This window comes from Pseudomonas sivasensis (assembly GCF_021391435.1).
In the GTDB taxonomy this organism is placed as follows: domain Bacteria; phylum Pseudomonadota; class Gammaproteobacteria; order Pseudomonadales; family Pseudomonadaceae; genus Aquipseudomonas; species Aquipseudomonas sivasensis.
Window position 1 is genome coordinate 1,172,058 of the sequence record NZ_CP090029.1, and the last position, 17,612, is coordinate 1,189,669.

A 17,612-nucleotide genomic window follows, 5' to 3' on the forward strand; every position below is an offset into this window, starting at 1 on the left:
ACGGTGATCGTACAACCGCCATGGGCTATGATGCCTCTTTACTCAACCGAGATAGATGATTCCACATGGAAAACGCCAGCACCGCCCCTCGTCTTCCCCGCAAGCGCCGCAGCCTTGCCCAGGAATTGGTCACGGTGCTGTCTGAGCAGATCCGTGACGGCGAACTCAAACGGGGCGACAAGCTGCCCACGGAGTCCGCGATCATGGAAGCCCATGGCGTCAGTCGCACCGTAGTGCGCGAAGCCATCTCACGTTTGCAGGCGGCGGGGCAGGTGGAAACCCGTCATGGTATCGGCACTTTCGTGCTGGACACGCCGAGCCCCAGCGGTTTCCGGATTGATCCCGCCACGGTCGTGACCCTGCGCGATGTGTTGGCGATTCTGGAGTTGCGTATCAGCCTGGAAGTGGAGTCTGCCGGCCTGGCGGCCCTGCGTCGTAGCGAAGAGCAGTTGGCTGCGATGCGTGCAGCACTCGATGCGTTGAATGAAAGCGCCGCGCACGCCGGCGATGCCGTCGCCTCAGACTTCGCATTTCACCTGGAAATCGCACTCTCCACCGGCAACCGTTACTTCACCGACATCATGACGCACCTGGGCACCAGCATCATTCCACGTACCCGCTTGAATTCGGCGCGCCTGGCCCATGATGATCAACAGCATTACATGGGGCGCCTGAGCCGTGAGCACGAAGAGATTTACGAGGCGATTGCCCGCCAGGACTCAGATGCGGCGCGGGCGGCGATGCGTTTGCACCTGACTAACAGCCGTGAACGGCTGCGCCATGCCCATGAAGAGGCTGAAAGGGCATGCTGATCAAGCCGCCGCTGGTTGGTATCACTGGGCGGCTTGGTGATCAGGGTGTCTAGCGTGACGATGTGCCATTCAGCGTTTTTCTATGACTGTTGCCTGGATTGGATATAGGCAGCCAATTCGTCCAGTGTTGGTTTCTCGGCCACGTCGTCGGGCAGTTGTAAATGAAGCTCCGTCATTGACGAGTTGATCACCCGAAGCCTTTCTTTCTTGTCAGCGATCAGCTCAGCCAAAGGCCTATCGGGATCAAAGTCTTGATCTTTTTCATCCCGACTGGCTTCGAAACCGGATGCCAGTAGGCCGAAAATTTCATCAGTGGTTTTCATGAAGCACCTCTCTTCTCAGTGTGAGTTCTAGAAGCAGAATCAAGCACGGACTGGAACCTGCGCCACGTTACGACCTCTTGATGTTCGTGGTGTCAGTTCCGTTGTCGGCATATTCGGAATGGGGCATGGCGACGTCCTGATGCGGCGACTTCAGGTATCAGGAGAGCTACAGCGAATCGCCTCAGGAGCTAATGCCTTAGCCCCTGAGGTTTGTTATCCCTCGTGTATGAACTGTGCATAACTGTTAGAAATCACAGTATCGACAAACGGTAGTGTCTAGGTCTGAGGGCTCGGCTTGTAGTCCTTAAGCAACAAATACGTACTCCACCCCCACCAATCATTGGTCCAATGCTTGTCGTTCAGGTCATTCACGTCCTTGCGGCGCAGCACTTTGTCACCCTCCATCTTGAACAATGGCGAAAAGTTATTTGCCGGGTTCTGTGCTGCGTTCAAATCCGGCACATACAGTGGAGCCTTGAAGTTGGCCGGGGAGGGCGCGATACCACTGATGAAGGTCTCAAAGATCTCGTCTGCGGATGCCTGAACGGCGCGTTTGACCTGTGCTCGATTGTTTGCGTCAACGGTATCGAAATAGCGCTTATCTCCATAGGCGTGCCACTCATCACCCATGGCATTGCGCACCTTCAGCCCGAATTTGCTGTCTTCATCGTGCATGAAGCGACTGATCAGCGAGCCCAACTCTCCCGGCGTGACCACCGCCGCCAGTTGCTTGCGTGGCACTCGCAAGTGGCCCGCGGAAAACAGATCGGTCAAGAAGTGATCAGCAAAACTGTTCATGGCATACGCCAGCTCCAGTGCCTGATCGGTACCGGTTTGATGCGCTATCACGGCCTGTTGCAACGCTGCCGTATGCCCCGCCAGGTAGGCCGATAGCGCCCATTCGCCGAAGTGATCGGCGTTGTCCGCCGCCAGTTTCAGGTAACGGCCCAGCGGAACCAGCGCCGATACCGTACTGCCGCCCCCGGTGATTCGGTTCCATTCCTCGGACAACGTATCACCCAGCGCGTCATAGGCTTCATGGGGTTGTTTGCCATCTTTAATGGCTTGATTGACCGCGCTGATTTCCTTTTGCATCACCGCGAGAATCTTTCCTGCTTCGTCCCGTGAGGCCGGCAACACTGCCAGCGAGTTAAAGGCAGCGGTGAAGCGTTGCACGCGCTCGGCAGGGGAGGCGCCATCGCTGATCGGCTTGCCAGGAATGCCATAAAAGTCACCGCCCAGGGCAATCACTTGGCCGTAGGTCAGTGCCAGCCCATTGGGTAGGTGCAGTTCGACTTGCCGGGCGGGAATCGCCGGGGCGTTCGTATTGAAGCGCAACAGTGTGTCGTCGCCGATGACGGTGTGTTCGCCACCTTCGAAGCGCAGGATCGGTTGAGTTTTTTCGGGTGCTACGAGATCAAGACCTGACATGTTAGCTCCTTGCTATGTCGTAGGAATCTTCCGTAATGGCTGTATGTATATACAGCACTGACGAGCATAGAGGATAAATTTCCTACGTCAAGAACGCTTCTATCAACACCGTTTAAACCGAAGGTCGATGAATTGCAGTTGACGAATCTTTTTATAGTTGTACGATGACGTACGACATCACCAAAACCAACAACAATCTTTCGACAGAAAGTCTTTACCCAGGGTGTTCGAATAATGAATCCACAAGAGCTGAAGTCCATCCTCTCCCACGGTCTGCTGTCTTTCCCGGTGACCGATTTCAACGCCCAGGGTGACTTCCACCAAGCGGGCTATATCAAGCGTCTTGAATGGCTGGCCCCTTACGGCGCCACCGCATTGTTCGCCGCAGGTGGCACGGGTGAGTTTTTCTCCCTGGCGGCCAGCGAATATTCCCAAGTGGTAAAGACCGCTGTTGATACTTGCGCCACCAGCGTGCCGATCCTCGCCGGTGTTGGCGGTTCGACACGCCAAGCCATCGAATATGCCCAAGAGGCTGAACGCCTGGGCGCTAAAGGTCTGTTGTTGCTGCCGCACTACCTCACCGAAGCCAGTCAGGACGGCGTTGCAGCCCACGTTGAAGCGGTGTGCAAATCGGTGAAAATCGGTGTGGTGGTCTACAACCGTAACGTGTGCCGCCTGACCGCTCCGTTGCTGGAGCGTTTGGCCGAGCGCTGCCCGAACCTGATCGGCTACAAGGATGGCCTGGGCGATATCGAGTTGATGGTGTCGATCCGCCGTCGTCTGGGCGATCGTTTCAGCTACCTCGGCGGCCTGCCGACTGCAGAGGTTTACGCCGCTGCCTACAAGGCTCTGGGCGTGCCGGTTTACTCTTCGGCGGTGTTCAACTTCATCCCGAAAACCGCGATGGACTTCTACCACGCTATTGCCAAGGATGATCACGCCACCGTCGCCAAGATCATCGACGACTTCTTCCTGCCTTACCTGGACATCCGTAACCGCAAGTCCGGCTATGCCGTGAGTATCGTCAAGGCAGGCGCAAAAATCGCTGGCTATGACGCAGGCCCAGTGCGTACGCCGCTGACCGACTTGCTGCCGGAAGAATACGAAGCCCTGGCCGCGCTGATCGACAAGCAAGGTCCGCAATAACCCATTCACAAGGCCGCTGAGTAATCAGCGGCCTTTTGCGTCAGGAGAAGATTCGTGTCCCAAGTCCAACGTTACGAAAACTACATCAACGGCCAATGGGTAACCGGCGCCGACTACTGCACCAACCTCAATCCCTCGGAGTTGTCTGATGTCATTGGTGAATACGCCAAGGCTGACGTCACTCAAGTCAACGCTGCCATCGACGCCGCCCGCGCAGCATTTCCGGCGTGGTCCACGTCCGGTATCCAGGCGCGTCATGATGCGTTGGATAAAGTTGGCAGCGAAATCCTCGCGCGCCGTGAAGAGCTCGGCACCCTGCTGGCCCGGGAAGAGGGCAAGACCTTGCCTGAAGCCATCGGCGAAGTGACCCGCGCCGGTAACATTTTCAAGTTCTTCGCCGGTGAGTGCCTGCGTTTGTCCGGCGACTACGTGCCGTCGGTACGCCCGGGTGTCAACGTTGAAGTCACCCGTGAAGCGCTCGGTGTGGTCGGCCTGATCACGCCGTGGAACTTCCCGATCGCCATTCCTGCATGGAAGATCGCCCCGGCGCTTGCTTACGGCAACTGCGTAGTCATCAAGCCGGCCGAACTGGTACCGGGCTGCGCCTGGGCCCTCGCAGAAATTATCTCCCGCGCCGGTTTCCCTGCCGGTGTGTTCAATCTGGTGATGGGCAGCGGCCGCGTGGTAGGCGACGTGCTGGTCAACAGTCCGAAAGTCGACGGCATCAGCTTCACCGGCTCCGTCGGTGTGGGCCGTCAGATCGCCGTCAGCTGCGTGTCGCGCCAGGCCAAAGTGCAGTTGGAAATGGGCGGCAAGAATCCGCAGATCATTCTCGACGACGCCGACCTCAAGCAAGCTGTCGAGCTGTCGGTACAGAGCGCGTTCTACTCCACTGGCCAGCGTTGCACCGCGTCCAGCCGTTTGATCGTCACCGCTGGTATTCACGACCAGTTCGTCGCGGCCATGGCCGAGCGCATGAAGTCGATCAAGGTTGGCCACGCGTTGAAAAGCGGTACCGACATCGGTCCGGTGGTTTCCCAAGCTCAGTTGGATCAGGACTTGAAATACATCGACATTGGCCAAAGCGAAGGCGCGCGGCTGGTCAGCGGTGGCGGCCTGGTGACGTGTGACACCGAGGGTTACTACTTGGCACCGACGCTGTTTGCAGACAGCGAAGCCGCCATGCGCATCAGCCGTGAAGAAATTTTCGGTCCAGTGGCAAACGTTGTGCGCGTTGCGGACTACGAGGCAGCACTGGCCATGGCCAACGACACCGAATTCGGTTTGTCAGCGGGCATTGCCACCACATCGTTGAAATACGCCAACCACTTCAAGCGCCACTCCCAGGCTGGGATGGTGATGGTCAACCTGCCCACGGCAGGCGTGGATTACCACGTTCCGTTCGGTGGCCGTAAAGGCTCGTCCTATGGCTCGCGGGAGCAAGGTCGCTATGCACAAGAGTTCTACACAGTGGTGAAAACCAGCTACATCGGCTCGTAAGACGCTGCACCCAGTGGGGGCCGGACGCCTGCCGGCTCCCACGCTAAAAACACAAAACTATTACCCGCAAAAAAAATAATTAGTGGGAGTACTTCTACATGCAAGCGACCAAGCCGACTCACGTCCGCTATTTGATCCTGCTCATGCTGTTCCTGGTGACCACGATCAACTACGCCGACCGGGCGACCATCGCCATCGCGGGCTCCAGCCTGCAGAAAGACCTCGGCATCGACGCGGTCACCCTCGGTTATATCTTCTCTGCATTCGGTTGGGCCTACGTGGCCGGGCAAATTCCCGGTGGCTGGCTGCTGGACCGATTCGGCTCGAAAAAAGTCTACGCCCTGAGCATCTTCACCTGGTCACTGTTCACCGTGCTGCAAGGCTATGTCGGTGAGTTCGGTGTATCCACCGCGGTTGTTGCGCTGTTCATGCTGCGCTTTATGGTGGGCCTGGCCGAAGCGCCTTCCTTCCCGGGTAACGCTCGGATTGTGGCGGCCTGGTTCCCCACCGCCGAGCGCGGTACGGCCTCGGCGATCTTCAACTCGGCGCAGTACTTCGCCACGGTGTTGTTCGCGCCGCTGATGGGCTGGATCGTCTACCGCTTTGGCTGGCAGCACGTGTTTATCGTGATGGGCGTGATCGGCATCGTGTTCTCGCTGATCTGGCTGAAAGTGATCCACAGCCCGCGCCAGCACCCGATGATCAACGAAGCTGAGCTCAACCACATCGCTGCCAATGGCGCGATGGTCGATATGGATCAGGACAAAGGCAAGGGTAAGAAAACCGACGGGCCGAAGTGGGATTACATCCGCCAGTTGCTGACCAACCGCATGATGTTAGGCGTGTACCTGGGCCAGTACTGCATCAATGGCATCACTTACTTCTTCCTGACCTGGTTCCCGGTGTACCTGGTGCAGGACCGTGGCATGACCATCCTCAAGGCCGGTTTCATCGCCTCGTTGCCGGCGATCTGCGGGTTTATCGGTGGCGTGTTGGGTGGGGTCATTTCCGACTACCTGCTGCGCAAAGGCCATTCGCTGACGTTCGCCCGCAAGGCGCCGATCATTGCGGGCTTGCTGGTCTCCAGTAGCATCATCGCGTGTAACTACGTTGACGTTGAATGGATGGTGGTGGGCTTCATGGCCTTGGCCTTCTTTGGCAAAGGCGTTGGCGCACTGGGTTGGGCGGTGGTGTCCGACACCTCGCCGAAACAAATCGCCGGTCTCAGTGGTGGCTTGTTCAACACCTTCGGTAACCTGGCTTCTATCACCACGCCTATCGTGATCGGCTACATCATCAGCACCACCGGTTCCTTTAAATGGGCCCTGGTGTTTGTCGGCGCCAACGCGCTGGTGGCGGTGTTCAGCTATCTGGTCATCGTCGGTCCGATCAAACGTGTAGTACTCAAAGAGCCGCCAACCAAGGGGCCAGAGTTGACCAACCTAACCGAAGCGCATTCCTGAGGGGCCCCGTGATGCAGTTGATTGAACATGCCGACTCGCCGCGTTCCATTCGTTTGCACGAGCGCGACAACGTAGTGATCGTGGTCAATGACCAGGGCGTACCGGCCGGTACCGAGTTTCCGGACGGCCTAGTGACCGTGGATTTCATCCCCCAGAGCCACAAAGTGACCCTGGAAGACATCCCCGAAGGCGGTCAGATTATTCGCTACGGCCAGACCATCGGTTACGCCCTGGCGCCGATTCCGCGCGGCAGTTGGGTCCAGGAAGATCAATTGCGCATGCCGACCGCGCCACCGCTGGACAGCTTGCCGCTGTCCACCGAGGTGCCCGAAACCCAGGCACCGCTGGAGGGGTTTACCTTCGAGGGCTATCGCAACGCCGACGGTACTGTGGGCACGCGTAACATCCTTGGCATCACCACCACGGTGCAGTGTGTGACCGGGGTGCTGGACCATGCGGTCAAGCGCATCAAGGACGAATTGCTGCCCAAGTACCCACACGTCGATGACGTAGTGGCGCTGACCCACAGCTACGGCTGCGGGGTGGCGATCACTGCGACAGATGCGTACATCCCGATCCGTACCGTACGCAACCTGGCGCGCAACCCGAACTTGGGCGGCGAAGCCCTGGTGATCAGCCTGGGGTGCGAGAAATTGCAGGCCGGGCAGGTGATGCACGACAACGACAGCTCGGTCGACCTGAGCGAGCCGTGGCTGTATCGGTTGCAGGATTCCAGCCACGGCTTTACCGAGATGATCGAGCAGATCATGGACTTGGCCGAAGTCCGCCTGAAGAAGCTCGACCAGCGCCGCCGGGAAACCGTGCCGGCATCCGAACTGATCCTGGGTATGCAGTGCGGCGGCAGTGATGCGTTTTCCGGCATCACCGCCAACCCCGCGCTGGGTTACGCCTCTGACTTGTTGTTGCGGGCTGGGGCGACGGTTATGTTTTCCGAAGTGACCGAAGTCCGCGATGCCATCTACCTGCTGACTTCTCGTGCGCAAACAAAGGAAGTTGCCGAGGAGTTGGTCAGGGAAATGGACTGGTACGACCGTTACTTGGCCAAAGGCGAAGCAGATCGCAGCGCCAATACCACGCCGGGCAACAAGAAGGGCGGGTTGTCGAATATTGTCGAGAAGTCCCTGGGTTCCATCGTCAAGTCCGGCAGCAGCGCGATCAACGGCGTGCTGGGTCCGGGTGAGCGCTTCAAGAGCAAGGGCCTGATTTTTTGTGCGACGCCGGCCAGCGACTTTGTCTGCGGTACGCTGCAATTGGCGGCGGGGATGAACCTGCATGTGTTTACCACCGGGCGTGGCACGCCGTACGGGCTGGCAATGGCGCCGGTGGTGAAGGTGTCGACCCGTACGGAGCTGGCGCAGCGCTGGCCGGACCTCATCGATATCGACGCCGGGCGCATCGCTACCGGGCGTGCGAGTATCGAGGAGCTGGGTTGGGAGTTGTTCCACTTCTATCTGGATGTGGCCAGCGGTAAGAAAAAGACCTGGGCGGAGCATCACAAGCTGCATAACGACATCACGTTGTTTAACCCGGCGCCCATTACCTGAGACCGAGTCGCCTGCATCGGGGGCAAGGCCCCTCCCACAGTTTGACCGCGTTTATTCTGTAGGAATGCGGTCGAGTGTGGGAGGGTCGGTGCGACGATTCGACTTGCCCCCCGATAGCGGTCTACCGGGCGCCGTTGGGCTGTATGGCTTATCATTAGCCACCTAACGACGCTCACCAAGGTTCTCCCCGGCATGCTGGCTATCTTCCTCACCACCCTCACCATCACCGCGCCGGTATTTGCCATGCTGTTCCTGGGTGTGCTGCTCAAGCGCATCAACTGGATCAACGACAACTTTATCCACACGGCTTCGTCCCTGGTGTTCAACGTCACCATGCCTGCGTTGCTGTTCCTGGGCATCCTGCATGCCGACCTGCACTCGGCGCTCAAACCGGGTTTGCTGATCTATTTTGCCGTCGCCACGCTGGCGAGCTTTGGCCTGGCTTGGGGTTGGGCGATTTTTCGCTGCAAGCGTGAAGACCGGGGCATCTACACCCAGGGCGCGTTTCGCGGCAATAACGGGGTGATCGGCCTGGCCCTGGCCGCCAGCATGTACGGCGACTACGGTATTTCCCTCGGCGCGATTCTCGCGGCGCTGGTCATCCTGTTCTACAACACCCTGTCGACCATCGTGCTGGCGGTGTACAGCCCGGTGATCAAGTCCGACCCGTGGAGTATCTGCAAAAGTGTGGTGGCCAACCCGCTGATCATCAGCGTCATCGTGGCGGCGCCGTTCGCGTTTTTTCAGATTGGCCTGCCGGGCTGGCTGGAAAAATCCATGCAGTACCTGGCGGATACCACCTTGCCGCTGGCCTTGATTTGCATTGGCGGCACTTTGTCACTGGCGGCGTTGCGCAAGAGCGGCAATATGGCGCTGAGCGCGAGCTTGATGAAGATGGTCTGGCTGCCGGTTGTCGCGACCTTGGGCGCGTGGCTGCTGGGCTTTCGCGGTCCGGAGTTGGGGATTCTGTTCCTGTACTTCGGCGCGCCGACGGCCGCTGCAAGTTTCGTGATGGCCAGGGCGGCCGAGGGGAATCATGAGCTGGCGGCGGCGATTATCGTGATCACTACGCTGATGGCGGCAGTGACCACGAATATTGGGATTTTCGTATTGCAGGCGGGTGGCTGGATCTAGCCTTCCTTCTGGTAGCTGTCGATCACTTCCTGGGCCGCGCGGAACGCATCAATCGCAGCCGGTACACCGGCATACACCGCGCAATGCAGCAGCGCTTCGCGAATTTCCTCCACAGTACAGCCGTTGTTCAACGCGCCACGCACATGGCCTTTGAGCTCCTGCGGGCACTTGAGCGCGGTGAGGGCGGCGAGGGTGATCAGGCTGCGCGTCTTCAGCGGCAAACCTTCGCGGTTCCACACACTGCCCCACGCATGTTCATTGACGAAATCCTGCAGCGGCTGGGTGAAGTCGGTGGCGTTGCCCAGGGCGCGGTCGACGAATACATCGCCCATGACCTGGCGACGCATCTCAACCCCGGGCTTTTTCTGATCGGTCATTTCGATTCCCTCTTGTGTTGGCGGCGCCAGGCGCGCAGCGAGGTGAATATCAGGATCACCACCAGCGCTGGCAGGACGTAATACAGCATCAATTGTTCAAGCTTGTTGGCCAGGGGCATGCCGGTGGTAAACGACATCACGTGCAGCCCATACGCCAGGTACAGGCCCAGCAATACCAGACCTTCGGCGCGGGTGACGCGGTAGCCGGTATAAAACACCGGCAGGCACAGCACCACCACGCCGAGCATCACCGGCAGGTCGAAATCCAGGGCGTTGGGCGACACCGACAGTGGCGATGGCGCCAGCAGCGCGGTTAGACCCAACACGCCCAGCAGGTTGAACAGGTTGCTGCCGATCACGTTACCCACGGCAATTTCTCGCTGGCCGCGCAGGGCGGCAATCAGTGAGGTCGCGAGGCACGGCAGCGAGGTACCGACGCCGATAAGCGTCAGGCCGATGACGCGTTCCGACAAACCCAGGTCGCTGGCCACGTCCACCGCCGCACCGAGCAGCAGGTGGCCGGCTAGCACTAGGATCAGAAAACCGCCGAGCATCAGCAATACACTGCTCAGCCAGGGCGCCTGGGTCACGGTGTCCAGCGTGCGTGGACGCCGCGAGTGTCGGGTCTGGTAGTGCAGCACGCCAAGGTAGGCCATCAAAGCAATCAGCAGCAGAAGACCATCAAGCGGCGTCAGTTCTTCATTGGCTGCAAGGGTAAACACCAGCAGGCCGGCGAGGATCATTACCGGTATATCCAGGCGTACCAACTGACGCGAGACTCGCAAGGGGATGATCAGCGCCGACAGGCCAAGGGTCACCAGGATGTTGAAGATGCTGCTGCCGATTACGCTGCCCACGGCGATGTCGGTATTGCCGGCCAGGGTGGCCTGCAGGCTGACGGTCATCTGTGGCGCGCTGCTGCCGAAGGCCACGATCGTCAGGCCGATGATTAACGGTCGCACTTTTAGGCTGGCCGCCAGGCGCACCGCGGCGCGCACCAGGATTTCGGCGCCGATGATCAGCAGCACAAGCCCGCTGATCAGTTCGAGCAGGCTCCAGGGCGAGAGGGCGGTTAATCCGAAAATGGCCAGGGCTCCGTCTTCAGTTGCTCAGGGCTTGCACGCGAACCCGTGCAGTGCCGCTGCTCAGCATACCCAGTTGCTCGGCAGCCTTGCGTGAAAGATCAATCAAGCGCCCGCGGGTATGCGGGCCGCGATCATTGATGCGCACAACGACGGATTTGTCGTTGTCGAGATTAGTGACCTTGACCTGGGTGCCGAAGGGCAATTGCCGGTGGGCGGCGGTCAGGGCGTTCTGGTTGAAAGGTTCACCGCTGGCTGTTTTCTTGCCATGGTGCCGGGCTCCGTAATAGGAGGCGGTGCCGGTTTCGTCGTAGCCGTTGGGGTTGATGAGGCCGCTGGCGCAGCCGGCCAGTAGTGAAAACAGGGCGCATAGGCCTAATAGACGCTTCATTATCAAGGTGCCCCCATCACAAATATGGGAGGGGGCTCGTCGCCGATAGCGGTGATTCAGTCAAAACAGTAATGACTGACACTCCGCCATCGGGGGCAAGCCCCCTCCCACCGCGGGTCCGAGTTAAGCGTGAATTCTCAACCGGACCATTCATCGCATTCAGCCTTCGAGCTTGCTTTTCAGCAGTTCGTTCACCTGTTGCGGGTTGGCCTTGCCTTTGGAGGCTTTCATGGCCTGGCCGACAAAGAAGCCGAACATCTTGCCGCGCTTGGCTTCGTCTGCCGCTCGGTATTGCTCGACCTGTTCGGCGTTGGCCGCCAGCATCTCATCCAGCACCGCCGAGATTGCGCCGCTGTCGGTGACTTGCTTCAGACCGCGCTTCTCGATGATCTCGTCGGCGCTGCCTTCACCGCTCGCCATGGCTTCAAACACGGTCTTGGCGATTTTGCCGGAGATGGTGTTGTCCTTGATGCGCAGCAGCATGCCGCCCAACTGCTCGGCGGTCACCGGGGCTTCGTCGATTTCCAGGCCCTGCTTGTTCAGCAGGCTGCCCAGCTCAACCATCACCCAGTTGGCCGCCAGCTTGGCGTCACCGGCAATGCTCACGACTTTTTCGAAGTAGTCGGCTTGCTCGCGGCTGGACGCCAATACGCTGGCATCGTAGACCGACAGGCCGAACTGCTCCTGGAAGCGCTCGCGTTTTTGCGGAGGCAATTCCGGCAGGGTTGCGCGGATGTCATTGAGGAACGAATCCTCAAGCACCACCGGCAACAGGTCCGGATCGGGGAAGTAACGGTAGTCGTTGGCTTCCTCTTTGCTGCGCATGGCGCGGGTTTCGTCTTTGTTCGGGTCGTACAGGCGGGTCTGCTGGATCACCTTGCCGCCGTCTTCGATCAGTTCGATCTGGCGACGTACTTCGGTGTTGATCGCCTTCTCGATGAAGCGGAACGAGTTGACGTTCTTGATCTCGCAGCGGGTGCCGTACTCGGCCTGGCCTTTTGGCCGCACCGACACGTTGCAGTCACAGCGCAGTGAGCCTTCTGCCATGTTGCCGTCGCAGATGCCCAGGTAGCGGACCAGCGCGTGGATGGTCTTGACGTAGGCCACGGCTTCCTTGGCGCTGCGCATGTCCGGCTCGGACACGATCTCCAGTAGCGGAGTGCCGGCGCGGTTCAGGTCGATCCCGGTGGCGCCGTTGAATTCTTCATGCAGGCTCTTGCCAGCGTCTTCTTCAAGGTGCGCACGGGTCACGCCGACACGCTTGATGGTGCCGTCTTCCAACGGGATGTCCAGGTAGCCCTTGCCGACAATTGGCAGTTCCATCTGGCTGATCTGGTAGCCCTTGGGCAGGTCCGGGTAGAAGTAGTTTTTGCGCGCGAACACGTTGTGCTGACCGATCTCGGCGTCAATCGCCAGGCCGAACATCACCGCCATGCGTACCGCTTCCTGGTTCAGCACCGGCAATACGCCGGGCATGCCCAGGTCTACCAGGCTCGCCTGGGTGTTGGGCTCGGAGCCGAACGTGGTGGCGCTACCGGAGAAAATCTTCGATTGGGTGGCGAGCTGGGTATGAATCTCCAGCCCGATCACAACTTCCCATTGCATAGTGTTCTCCTCAGAAGCCGTTAGGGGTGCGAGTGTGCCAGTCGGTGTTCAACTGGTACTGGTGCGCCACATTGAGCAGGCGGCCTTCTTGGAAGTACGGCGCGAGCAGTTGCACGCCCACCGGCAGGCCATCGACGAAGCCGGCGGGCATGGACAAGCCCGGCAAGCCCGCGAGGTTGGCGGTGATGGTGTAGAGGTCTTCCAGGTACTCGGCAATCGGGTCGCCGGTCTTGGCGCCGATCTTCCAGGCCGGGTTCGGCGTGGTTGGGCCGAGGATCACGTCGACTTCTTCAAAGGCAGCCATGAAGTCGTTCTTGATCAGGCGACGGATTTTTTGCGCCTTGAGGTAGTACGCGTCGTAGTAGCCGGCCGACAGGGCGTAGGCACCGACCATAATGCGGCGTTGAACTTCGGCGCCGAAACCTTCGCCACGGGAGCGTTTGTACAGATCGGTCAGGTCCTTCGGATTTTCGCAGCGGTAGCCGAAGCGCACGCCGTCGAAACGCGACAGGTTGGACGAAGCTTCCGCCGGCGCGATCACGTAGTACGCAGGAATGGCGTGCTGGTTGTTCGGCAGGCTGATTTCCTTGATCACGGCGCCCAGGCCTTCCAGCGTCTTGACGCTGTTGTGCACCAATTCGGCGATACGCGGGTCGAGACCGGCGCTGAAGTATTCCTTCGGCACGCCGATGCGCAGGCCTTTGAGCGAGGTATTCAGGCTGCTGCTGTAGTCCGGGACTGGCTCATCGATGCTTGTGGAGTCCTGCGGATCAAAGCCAGCCATGCCTTGTAACAAAATCGCGCAGTCTTCGGCGGTGCGGGCCAGAGGGCCGCCCTGATCGAGGCTGGATGCGTAGGCGATCATGCCCCAACGGGAAACGCGACCGTAAGTCGGCTTCAAACCGGTGAGGTTGGTGAAGGCGGCTGGTTGGCGAATGGAGCCGCCGGTGTCAGTGGCCGTGGCGGCCGGGAGGAGGCGCGCGGCAACGGCGGCGGCGGAACCACCGGACGAACCGCCCGGCACGTGTTCCAGGTTCCACGGGTTTTTCACCGCGCCGTAGTAGCTCGACTCGTTGGCCGAACCCATGGCGAATTCGTCCATGTTGGTTTTGCCCAGGGTCACGGCCCCAGCAGCGGCCAGCTTGGATACCACGGTGGCGTCGTAGGGCGCTTTGAAGTTGTCGAGCATCTTCGAGCCGCAACTGGTGCGAATACCCTGGGTGCAGAACAGGTCTTTGTGGGCGATAGGTGCGCCCAGCAGCGCGCCATTTTCACCGTTGGCGCGACGTACGTCGGCGGCCTTGGCCTGGCTCAGGGCCAGCTCTTCGGTGATGCTGATGAAGCTGTTGACCTTGGGATCGAGCTCGGCGATACGCGCCAGCAAGGTCTTGGTCAGCTCTTCGGAAGAAAACGTTTTGTCGGCGAGACCGCGGGCGATCTCGGCCAGAGTCATGTGATGCATTGCAGGCTCTTTCCCTTTAGTCGATGACTTTCGGAACCAGGTACAGGCCGTTTTCGACCGCTGGCGCGATGGACTGGTAGGCCTCGCGATTATTGCGCTCGGTCACGACGTCTGCGCGCAGGCGCTGGCTCGCTTCCAGCGGGTGAGCCAGGGGCTCGATGCCGTCGGTGTTTACGGCCTGCATTTGGTCAACCAGCCCGAGAATGCTGTTCAGGGCTGCGGTGGTCTGTGGAAGATCGGCGTCATTGAGGCCAAGCGAGGCCAGATGCGCGATTTTTTCCACGTCGGAGCGTTCAAGCGCCATGGGAATCTCCTGTGGAAAACAGAACGGAGGCTGTCCGTGTGTTAGATTGTCGGAACACTACCGCATTTCTACGGTCATAAGGCCGCGATTGTGGGGGTTGGTGCACAGAAAGTCGGCCAATTTAGCACATTGGCGCCTTGCCCAAAATCCCTGTCGTTGTTAGAGTTTGCCGCACTTTTTTACCCACGCGTTGCCTAGGGTCCTTTCCCCATGTTCAAGAAACTGCGTGGCATGTTTTCCAGCGATCTTTCCATTGACCTGGGCACTGCCAACACCCTTATTTACGTGCGCGAGCGCGGTATCGTTCTGAATGAGCCATCGGTTGTGGCCATTCGGACCCATGGTAATCAGAAAAGTGTCGTTGCCGTTGGCACCGAGGCCAAGCGCATGCTCGGCCGTACACCAGGCAATATTGCTGCCATTCGTCCGATGAAAGACGGCGTGATCGCCGACTTCAGTGTCTGCGAGAAGATGCTGCAGTACTTCATCAACAAGGTTCACGAAAACAGTTTCCTGCAGCCCAGCCCTCGTGTGCTGATCTGCGTTCCATGCAAGTCCACCCAGGTTGAGCGTCGTGCCATCCGTGAATCGGCCCTTGGCGCCGGTGCCCGCGAAGTATTCCTGATCGAAGAGCCAATGGCTGCTGCGATCGGTGCCGGCCTGCCGGTTGAAGAAGCTCGCGGTTCGATGGTGGTGGATATCGGTGGTGGTACTACCGAGATCGCCCTGATTTCCCTGAACGGTGTGGTGTATGCCGAATCCGTACGCGTAGGCGGCGACCGTTTCGACGAAGCGATCATCACTTACGTTCGTCGTAACTACGGCAGCCTGATCGGCGAATCCACCGCCGAGCGCATCAAGCAGGAAATCGGTACCGCTTACCCGGGCGGCGAAGTTCGCGAAGTCGATGTTCGCGGTCGCAACCTGGCCGAAGGCGTTCCACGTGCTTTCACCCTGAACTCCAATGAAGTGCTGGAAGCTCTGCAAGAGTCCCTGGCCACCATCGTTCAGGCTGTGAAGAGCGCCCTGGAGCAATCGCCGCCGGAGCTGGCTTCCGATATCGCCGAGCGAGGCCTGGTGCTGACCGGTGGTGGCGCCCTGTTGCGTGACCTCGACAAGTTGCTGGCCCAGGAAACCGGCCTGCCGGTGATCGTCGCCGAAGACCCGCTGACCTGCGTTGCGCGTGGCGGTGGTCGTGCACTGGAAATGATGGATAAACACACCATGGACCTGCTTTCCAGCGAATAAGCTCGTTGGTTGCGCCATGTTTCGCCCGCAGGCAGCACTTCTCAGTGCTGCCTGTCGGCGTTTATCTTCTTCAATCTGCATCCAGGCCGGTTAGATGCCGTATGAATAAAGAGAACATTTGCCTGGGAGGAGCGGCTTATTAAACCGCTTTTCGCCAAAGGCCCCTCATTGGGCGTGCGCTTATTGGTGCTGGTCGTGCTTTCGGTCGCGCTGATGGTGGTCGATGCCCGCTTCTCACTGCTCAAGCCGGTGCGTAGCCAGATGTCGCTGGTGTTGATGCAGACTTACTGGATCACCGACCTGCCGCAACGTCTGTTCCAGGGCGTGTCCAGCCAATTTGGCAGCCGCACCGAGCTCGTCGCCGAAAACGAAAAACTCAAGACTGAAAACCTGCTTTTGCAGGGGCGCATGCAAAAGCTCGCGGCCCTCACGGAGCAGAACGTTCGGCTGCGCGAGCTGCTCAATTCTTCGGCACTGGTCAACGAGAAGGTCGAAGTGGCCGAGTTGATCGGCATGGACCCGAATCCCTTTACTCACCGCATCATCATCAACAAGGGTGGGCGCGACGGTGTAGTCCTCGGGCAGCCGGTACTGGATGCCCGTGGCCTCATGGGGCAAGTAGTAGAGCTGATGCCCTACACATCGCGGGTTCTGCTGCTGACGGACACGACCCACAGCATTCCGGTGCAAGTGAACCGTAACGGCTTGCGCGCGATTGCCAGCGGCACCGGCAACCCCGAGCGCCTGGAACTGCGTCACGTCGCCGACACCGCCGACATCAAGGAAGGCGACCTGTTGGTCAGCTCCGGTCTGGGTCAGCGGTTCCCCGCGGGTTACCCGGTAGCGACAGTTAAGGAAGTGATCCACGATTCCGGTCAGCCCTTCGCCATTGTACGCGCCGTGCCCACTGCCGCCTTGAACCGCAGCCGCTACCTGCTGCTGGTGTTCAGCGATAACCGCACCCCGGAAGAGCGCGCCAACGACGCCGCCCAGGCCCAGGAAGCGGAGGACAAGAAAAACGGCACGGCGCCGGTGATTCCCGCGACCGTACCCAAGCCCGCCGCGGCGACTCCCGTTGTTCCGGCGGCAACTCCAGCAGTTGCAGCGCCTGTGGCCACGCCGGTCAAGCCCGCGGCCCATAACGCGCATCCGGTGAAACCGGCCGCGGCGAAACCGCCGGTCAGCACGCCCGCCACCACGACGCCCGCTACGAAGCCTCCAGCTGCAGCTGCGGCTACCACGCGGCAGAGGGAGGAATAATGGCCAGTACTCATTCGAGCAATGGCTGGATCGTTTGGTTGACGTTCGCCATTGGACTGCTGCTCAGCGTTTCACCGCTGCCGCAATTCATGGAAATCTTGCGACCCCTCTGGCTGGCATTGCTGCTGGCCTTCTGGTCACTGAACCTGCCGCATAAAGTGGGCATGGTCACAGCCATGTTCCTGGGCTTGGCGGAAGATGTGCTATATGGCACCTTGCTGGGCCAGAACGCGTTGATCCTGACCCTCATCACCTTTCTGGTGCTGTCGTTGCAGCAGCGTTTGCGCATGTTCCCGATGTGGCAGCAGTGCCTGGTGATTCTGGTGATCTTCGGCCTGGCGCAGTTGGTACAACTGTGGCTCAGTGCCTTGACCGGTAACCGTCAGCCGACCCTGGCGCTGGTTTTGCCTGCTTTGGTCAGTGCGCTGTTGTGGCCCTGGATCAGTTTCGGTCTGCGTGGGTTACGTCGACGCTATAAAATCAATTGAATGGATTGCGAGGCTCTGCCT

General features: G+C 59.6%; 17 protein-coding genes. 9 read left to right on the plus strand and 8 right to left on the minus strand.

Features of this window, described 5'->3' with window-relative positions; all coding sequences use genetic code 11:
• Positions 1-65: 65 nt before the first annotated feature.
• Entirely contained in the window at positions 66-812 is a 747-nt protein-coding gene (locus LRO94_RS05160) for a FadR/GntR family transcriptional regulator (RefSeq protein ID WP_179179518.1), read from the plus strand.
• 80 nt (positions 813-892) lie between these two features.
• Here the strand turns inward: LRO94_RS05160 and LRO94_RS05165 are convergent, their stop codons facing one another.
• Both LRO94_RS05165 and LRO94_RS05170 read right to left on the minus strand, forming a co-directional pair.
• Positions 893-1,135, minus strand: coding sequence for a hypothetical protein (locus LRO94_RS05165; RefSeq protein ID WP_032886249.1), 243 nt, complete (start codon positions 1,133-1,135; stop codon positions 893-895).
• Positions 1,136-1,411: 276 nt separating this feature from the next.
• A complete protein-coding gene (locus tag LRO94_RS05170; RefSeq protein WP_179179517.1) occupies positions 1,412-2,566 on the minus strand; it encodes a phospholipase in 1,155 nt (384 codons plus the stop codon).
• Between the two features lie 234 nt (positions 2,567-2,800).
• On the opposite strand from LRO94_RS05170, the gene kdgD reads away from it, so the two are divergent.
• The 5 genes from kdgD (at position 2,801) to LRO94_RS05195 (ending at position 9,374) form a co-directional block, all read left to right on the plus strand.
• Positions 2,801-3,712, plus strand: a complete 912-nt coding sequence (gene kdgD, locus LRO94_RS05175; protein WP_032886251.1) for a 5-dehydro-4-deoxyglucarate dehydratase — start codon at positions 2,801-2,803, stop codon at positions 3,710-3,712.
• 54 nt (positions 3,713-3,766) lie between these two features.
• Positions 3,767-5,212, plus strand: a complete 1,446-nt coding sequence (locus LRO94_RS05180) for an aldehyde dehydrogenase family protein (RefSeq protein WP_032886252.1) — start codon at positions 3,767-3,769, stop codon at positions 5,210-5,212.
• A 98-nt stretch (positions 5,213-5,310) separates the two neighbouring features.
• Positions 5,311-6,675 (plus strand): MFS transporter, encoded by a 1,365-nt coding sequence (locus LRO94_RS05185; protein ID WP_032886253.1) that lies wholly within the window; start codon positions 5,311-5,313, stop codon positions 6,673-6,675.
• A gap of 11 nt (positions 6,676-6,686) precedes the next feature.
• Positions 6,687-8,240: a galactarate dehydratase gene (gene garD / locus LRO94_RS05190; RefSeq protein ID WP_032886254.1), complete on the plus strand. Its 1,554-nt coding sequence runs from the start codon at positions 6,687-6,689 to the stop codon at positions 8,238-8,240.
• Between the two features lie 192 nt (positions 8,241-8,432).
• Entirely contained in the window at positions 8,433-9,374 is a 942-nt protein-coding gene (locus tag LRO94_RS05195; RefSeq protein WP_179179516.1) for an AEC family transporter, read from the plus strand.
• On the opposite strand, the gene LRO94_RS05200 is transcribed toward LRO94_RS05195, so the two are convergent.
• The 6 genes from LRO94_RS05200 to gatC form a co-directional block, all read right to left on the minus strand.
• Positions 9,371-9,751, minus strand: a complete 381-nt coding sequence (locus tag LRO94_RS05200; protein WP_032886256.1) for a carboxymuconolactone decarboxylase family protein — start codon at positions 9,749-9,751, stop codon at positions 9,371-9,373. The two genes, LRO94_RS05195 and LRO94_RS05200, sit on opposite strands and share 4 nt — an antisense overlap.
• Positions 9,748-10,794: a calcium/sodium antiporter gene (locus LRO94_RS05205; RefSeq protein WP_179180095.1), complete on the minus strand. Its 1,047-nt coding sequence runs from the start codon at positions 10,792-10,794 to the stop codon at positions 9,748-9,750. Before LRO94_RS05205 ends, LRO94_RS05200 begins: the two co-directional genes overlap by 4 nt.
• Before the next feature lie 58 nt (positions 10,795-10,852).
• Complete coding sequence (locus tag LRO94_RS05210) at positions 10,853-11,224, minus strand: septal ring lytic transglycosylase RlpA family protein (RefSeq protein ID WP_032886258.1); 372 nt, start codon at positions 11,222-11,224, stop codon at positions 10,853-10,855.
• A 159-nt stretch (positions 11,225-11,383) separates the two neighbouring features.
• A complete protein-coding gene (gatB, locus tag LRO94_RS05215; RefSeq protein WP_032886259.1) occupies positions 11,384-12,829 on the minus strand; it encodes an Asp-tRNA(Asn)/Glu-tRNA(Gln) amidotransferase subunit GatB in 1,446 nt (481 codons plus the stop codon).
• Positions 12,830-12,839: 10 nt separating this feature from the next.
• Positions 12,840-14,291, minus strand: a complete 1,452-nt coding sequence (gene gatA, locus LRO94_RS05220; RefSeq protein WP_032886260.1) for an Asp-tRNA(Asn)/Glu-tRNA(Gln) amidotransferase subunit GatA — start codon at positions 14,289-14,291, stop codon at positions 12,840-12,842.
• A gap of 16 nt (positions 14,292-14,307) precedes the next feature.
• Positions 14,308-14,595: an Asp-tRNA(Asn)/Glu-tRNA(Gln) amidotransferase subunit GatC gene (gene gatC / locus LRO94_RS05225; RefSeq protein ID WP_003188556.1), complete on the minus strand. Its 288-nt coding sequence runs from the start codon at positions 14,593-14,595 to the stop codon at positions 14,308-14,310.
• A gap of 210 nt (positions 14,596-14,805) precedes the next feature.
• On the opposite strand from gatC, the gene mreB reads away from it, so the two are divergent.
• The 3 genes from mreB to mreD all read left to right on the plus strand — a co-directional run bounded on the left by mreB (position 14,806) and on the right by mreD (position 17,591).
• The gene (gene mreB / locus LRO94_RS05230) at positions 14,806-15,843 is read left to right on the plus strand and encodes a rod shape-determining protein MreB (protein WP_002555108.1); all 1,038 of its coding nucleotides are present in this window, start codon (positions 14,806-14,808) and stop codon (positions 15,841-15,843) included.
• Positions 15,844-15,981: 138 nt separating this feature from the next.
• On the plus strand, positions 15,982-17,103 hold the full coding sequence (mreC, locus tag LRO94_RS05235) for a rod shape-determining protein MreC (RefSeq protein WP_179180094.1): 1,122 nt from the start codon (positions 15,982-15,984) through the stop codon (positions 17,101-17,103).
• Positions 17,103-17,591, plus strand: coding sequence for a rod shape-determining protein MreD (mreD, locus tag LRO94_RS05240; RefSeq protein ID WP_032886262.1), 489 nt, complete (start codon positions 17,103-17,105; stop codon positions 17,589-17,591). The genes mreC and mreD overlap by 1 nt, the downstream gene beginning before the upstream one ends.
• The last annotated feature ends 21 nt before the right edge of the window (positions 17,592-17,612 follow it).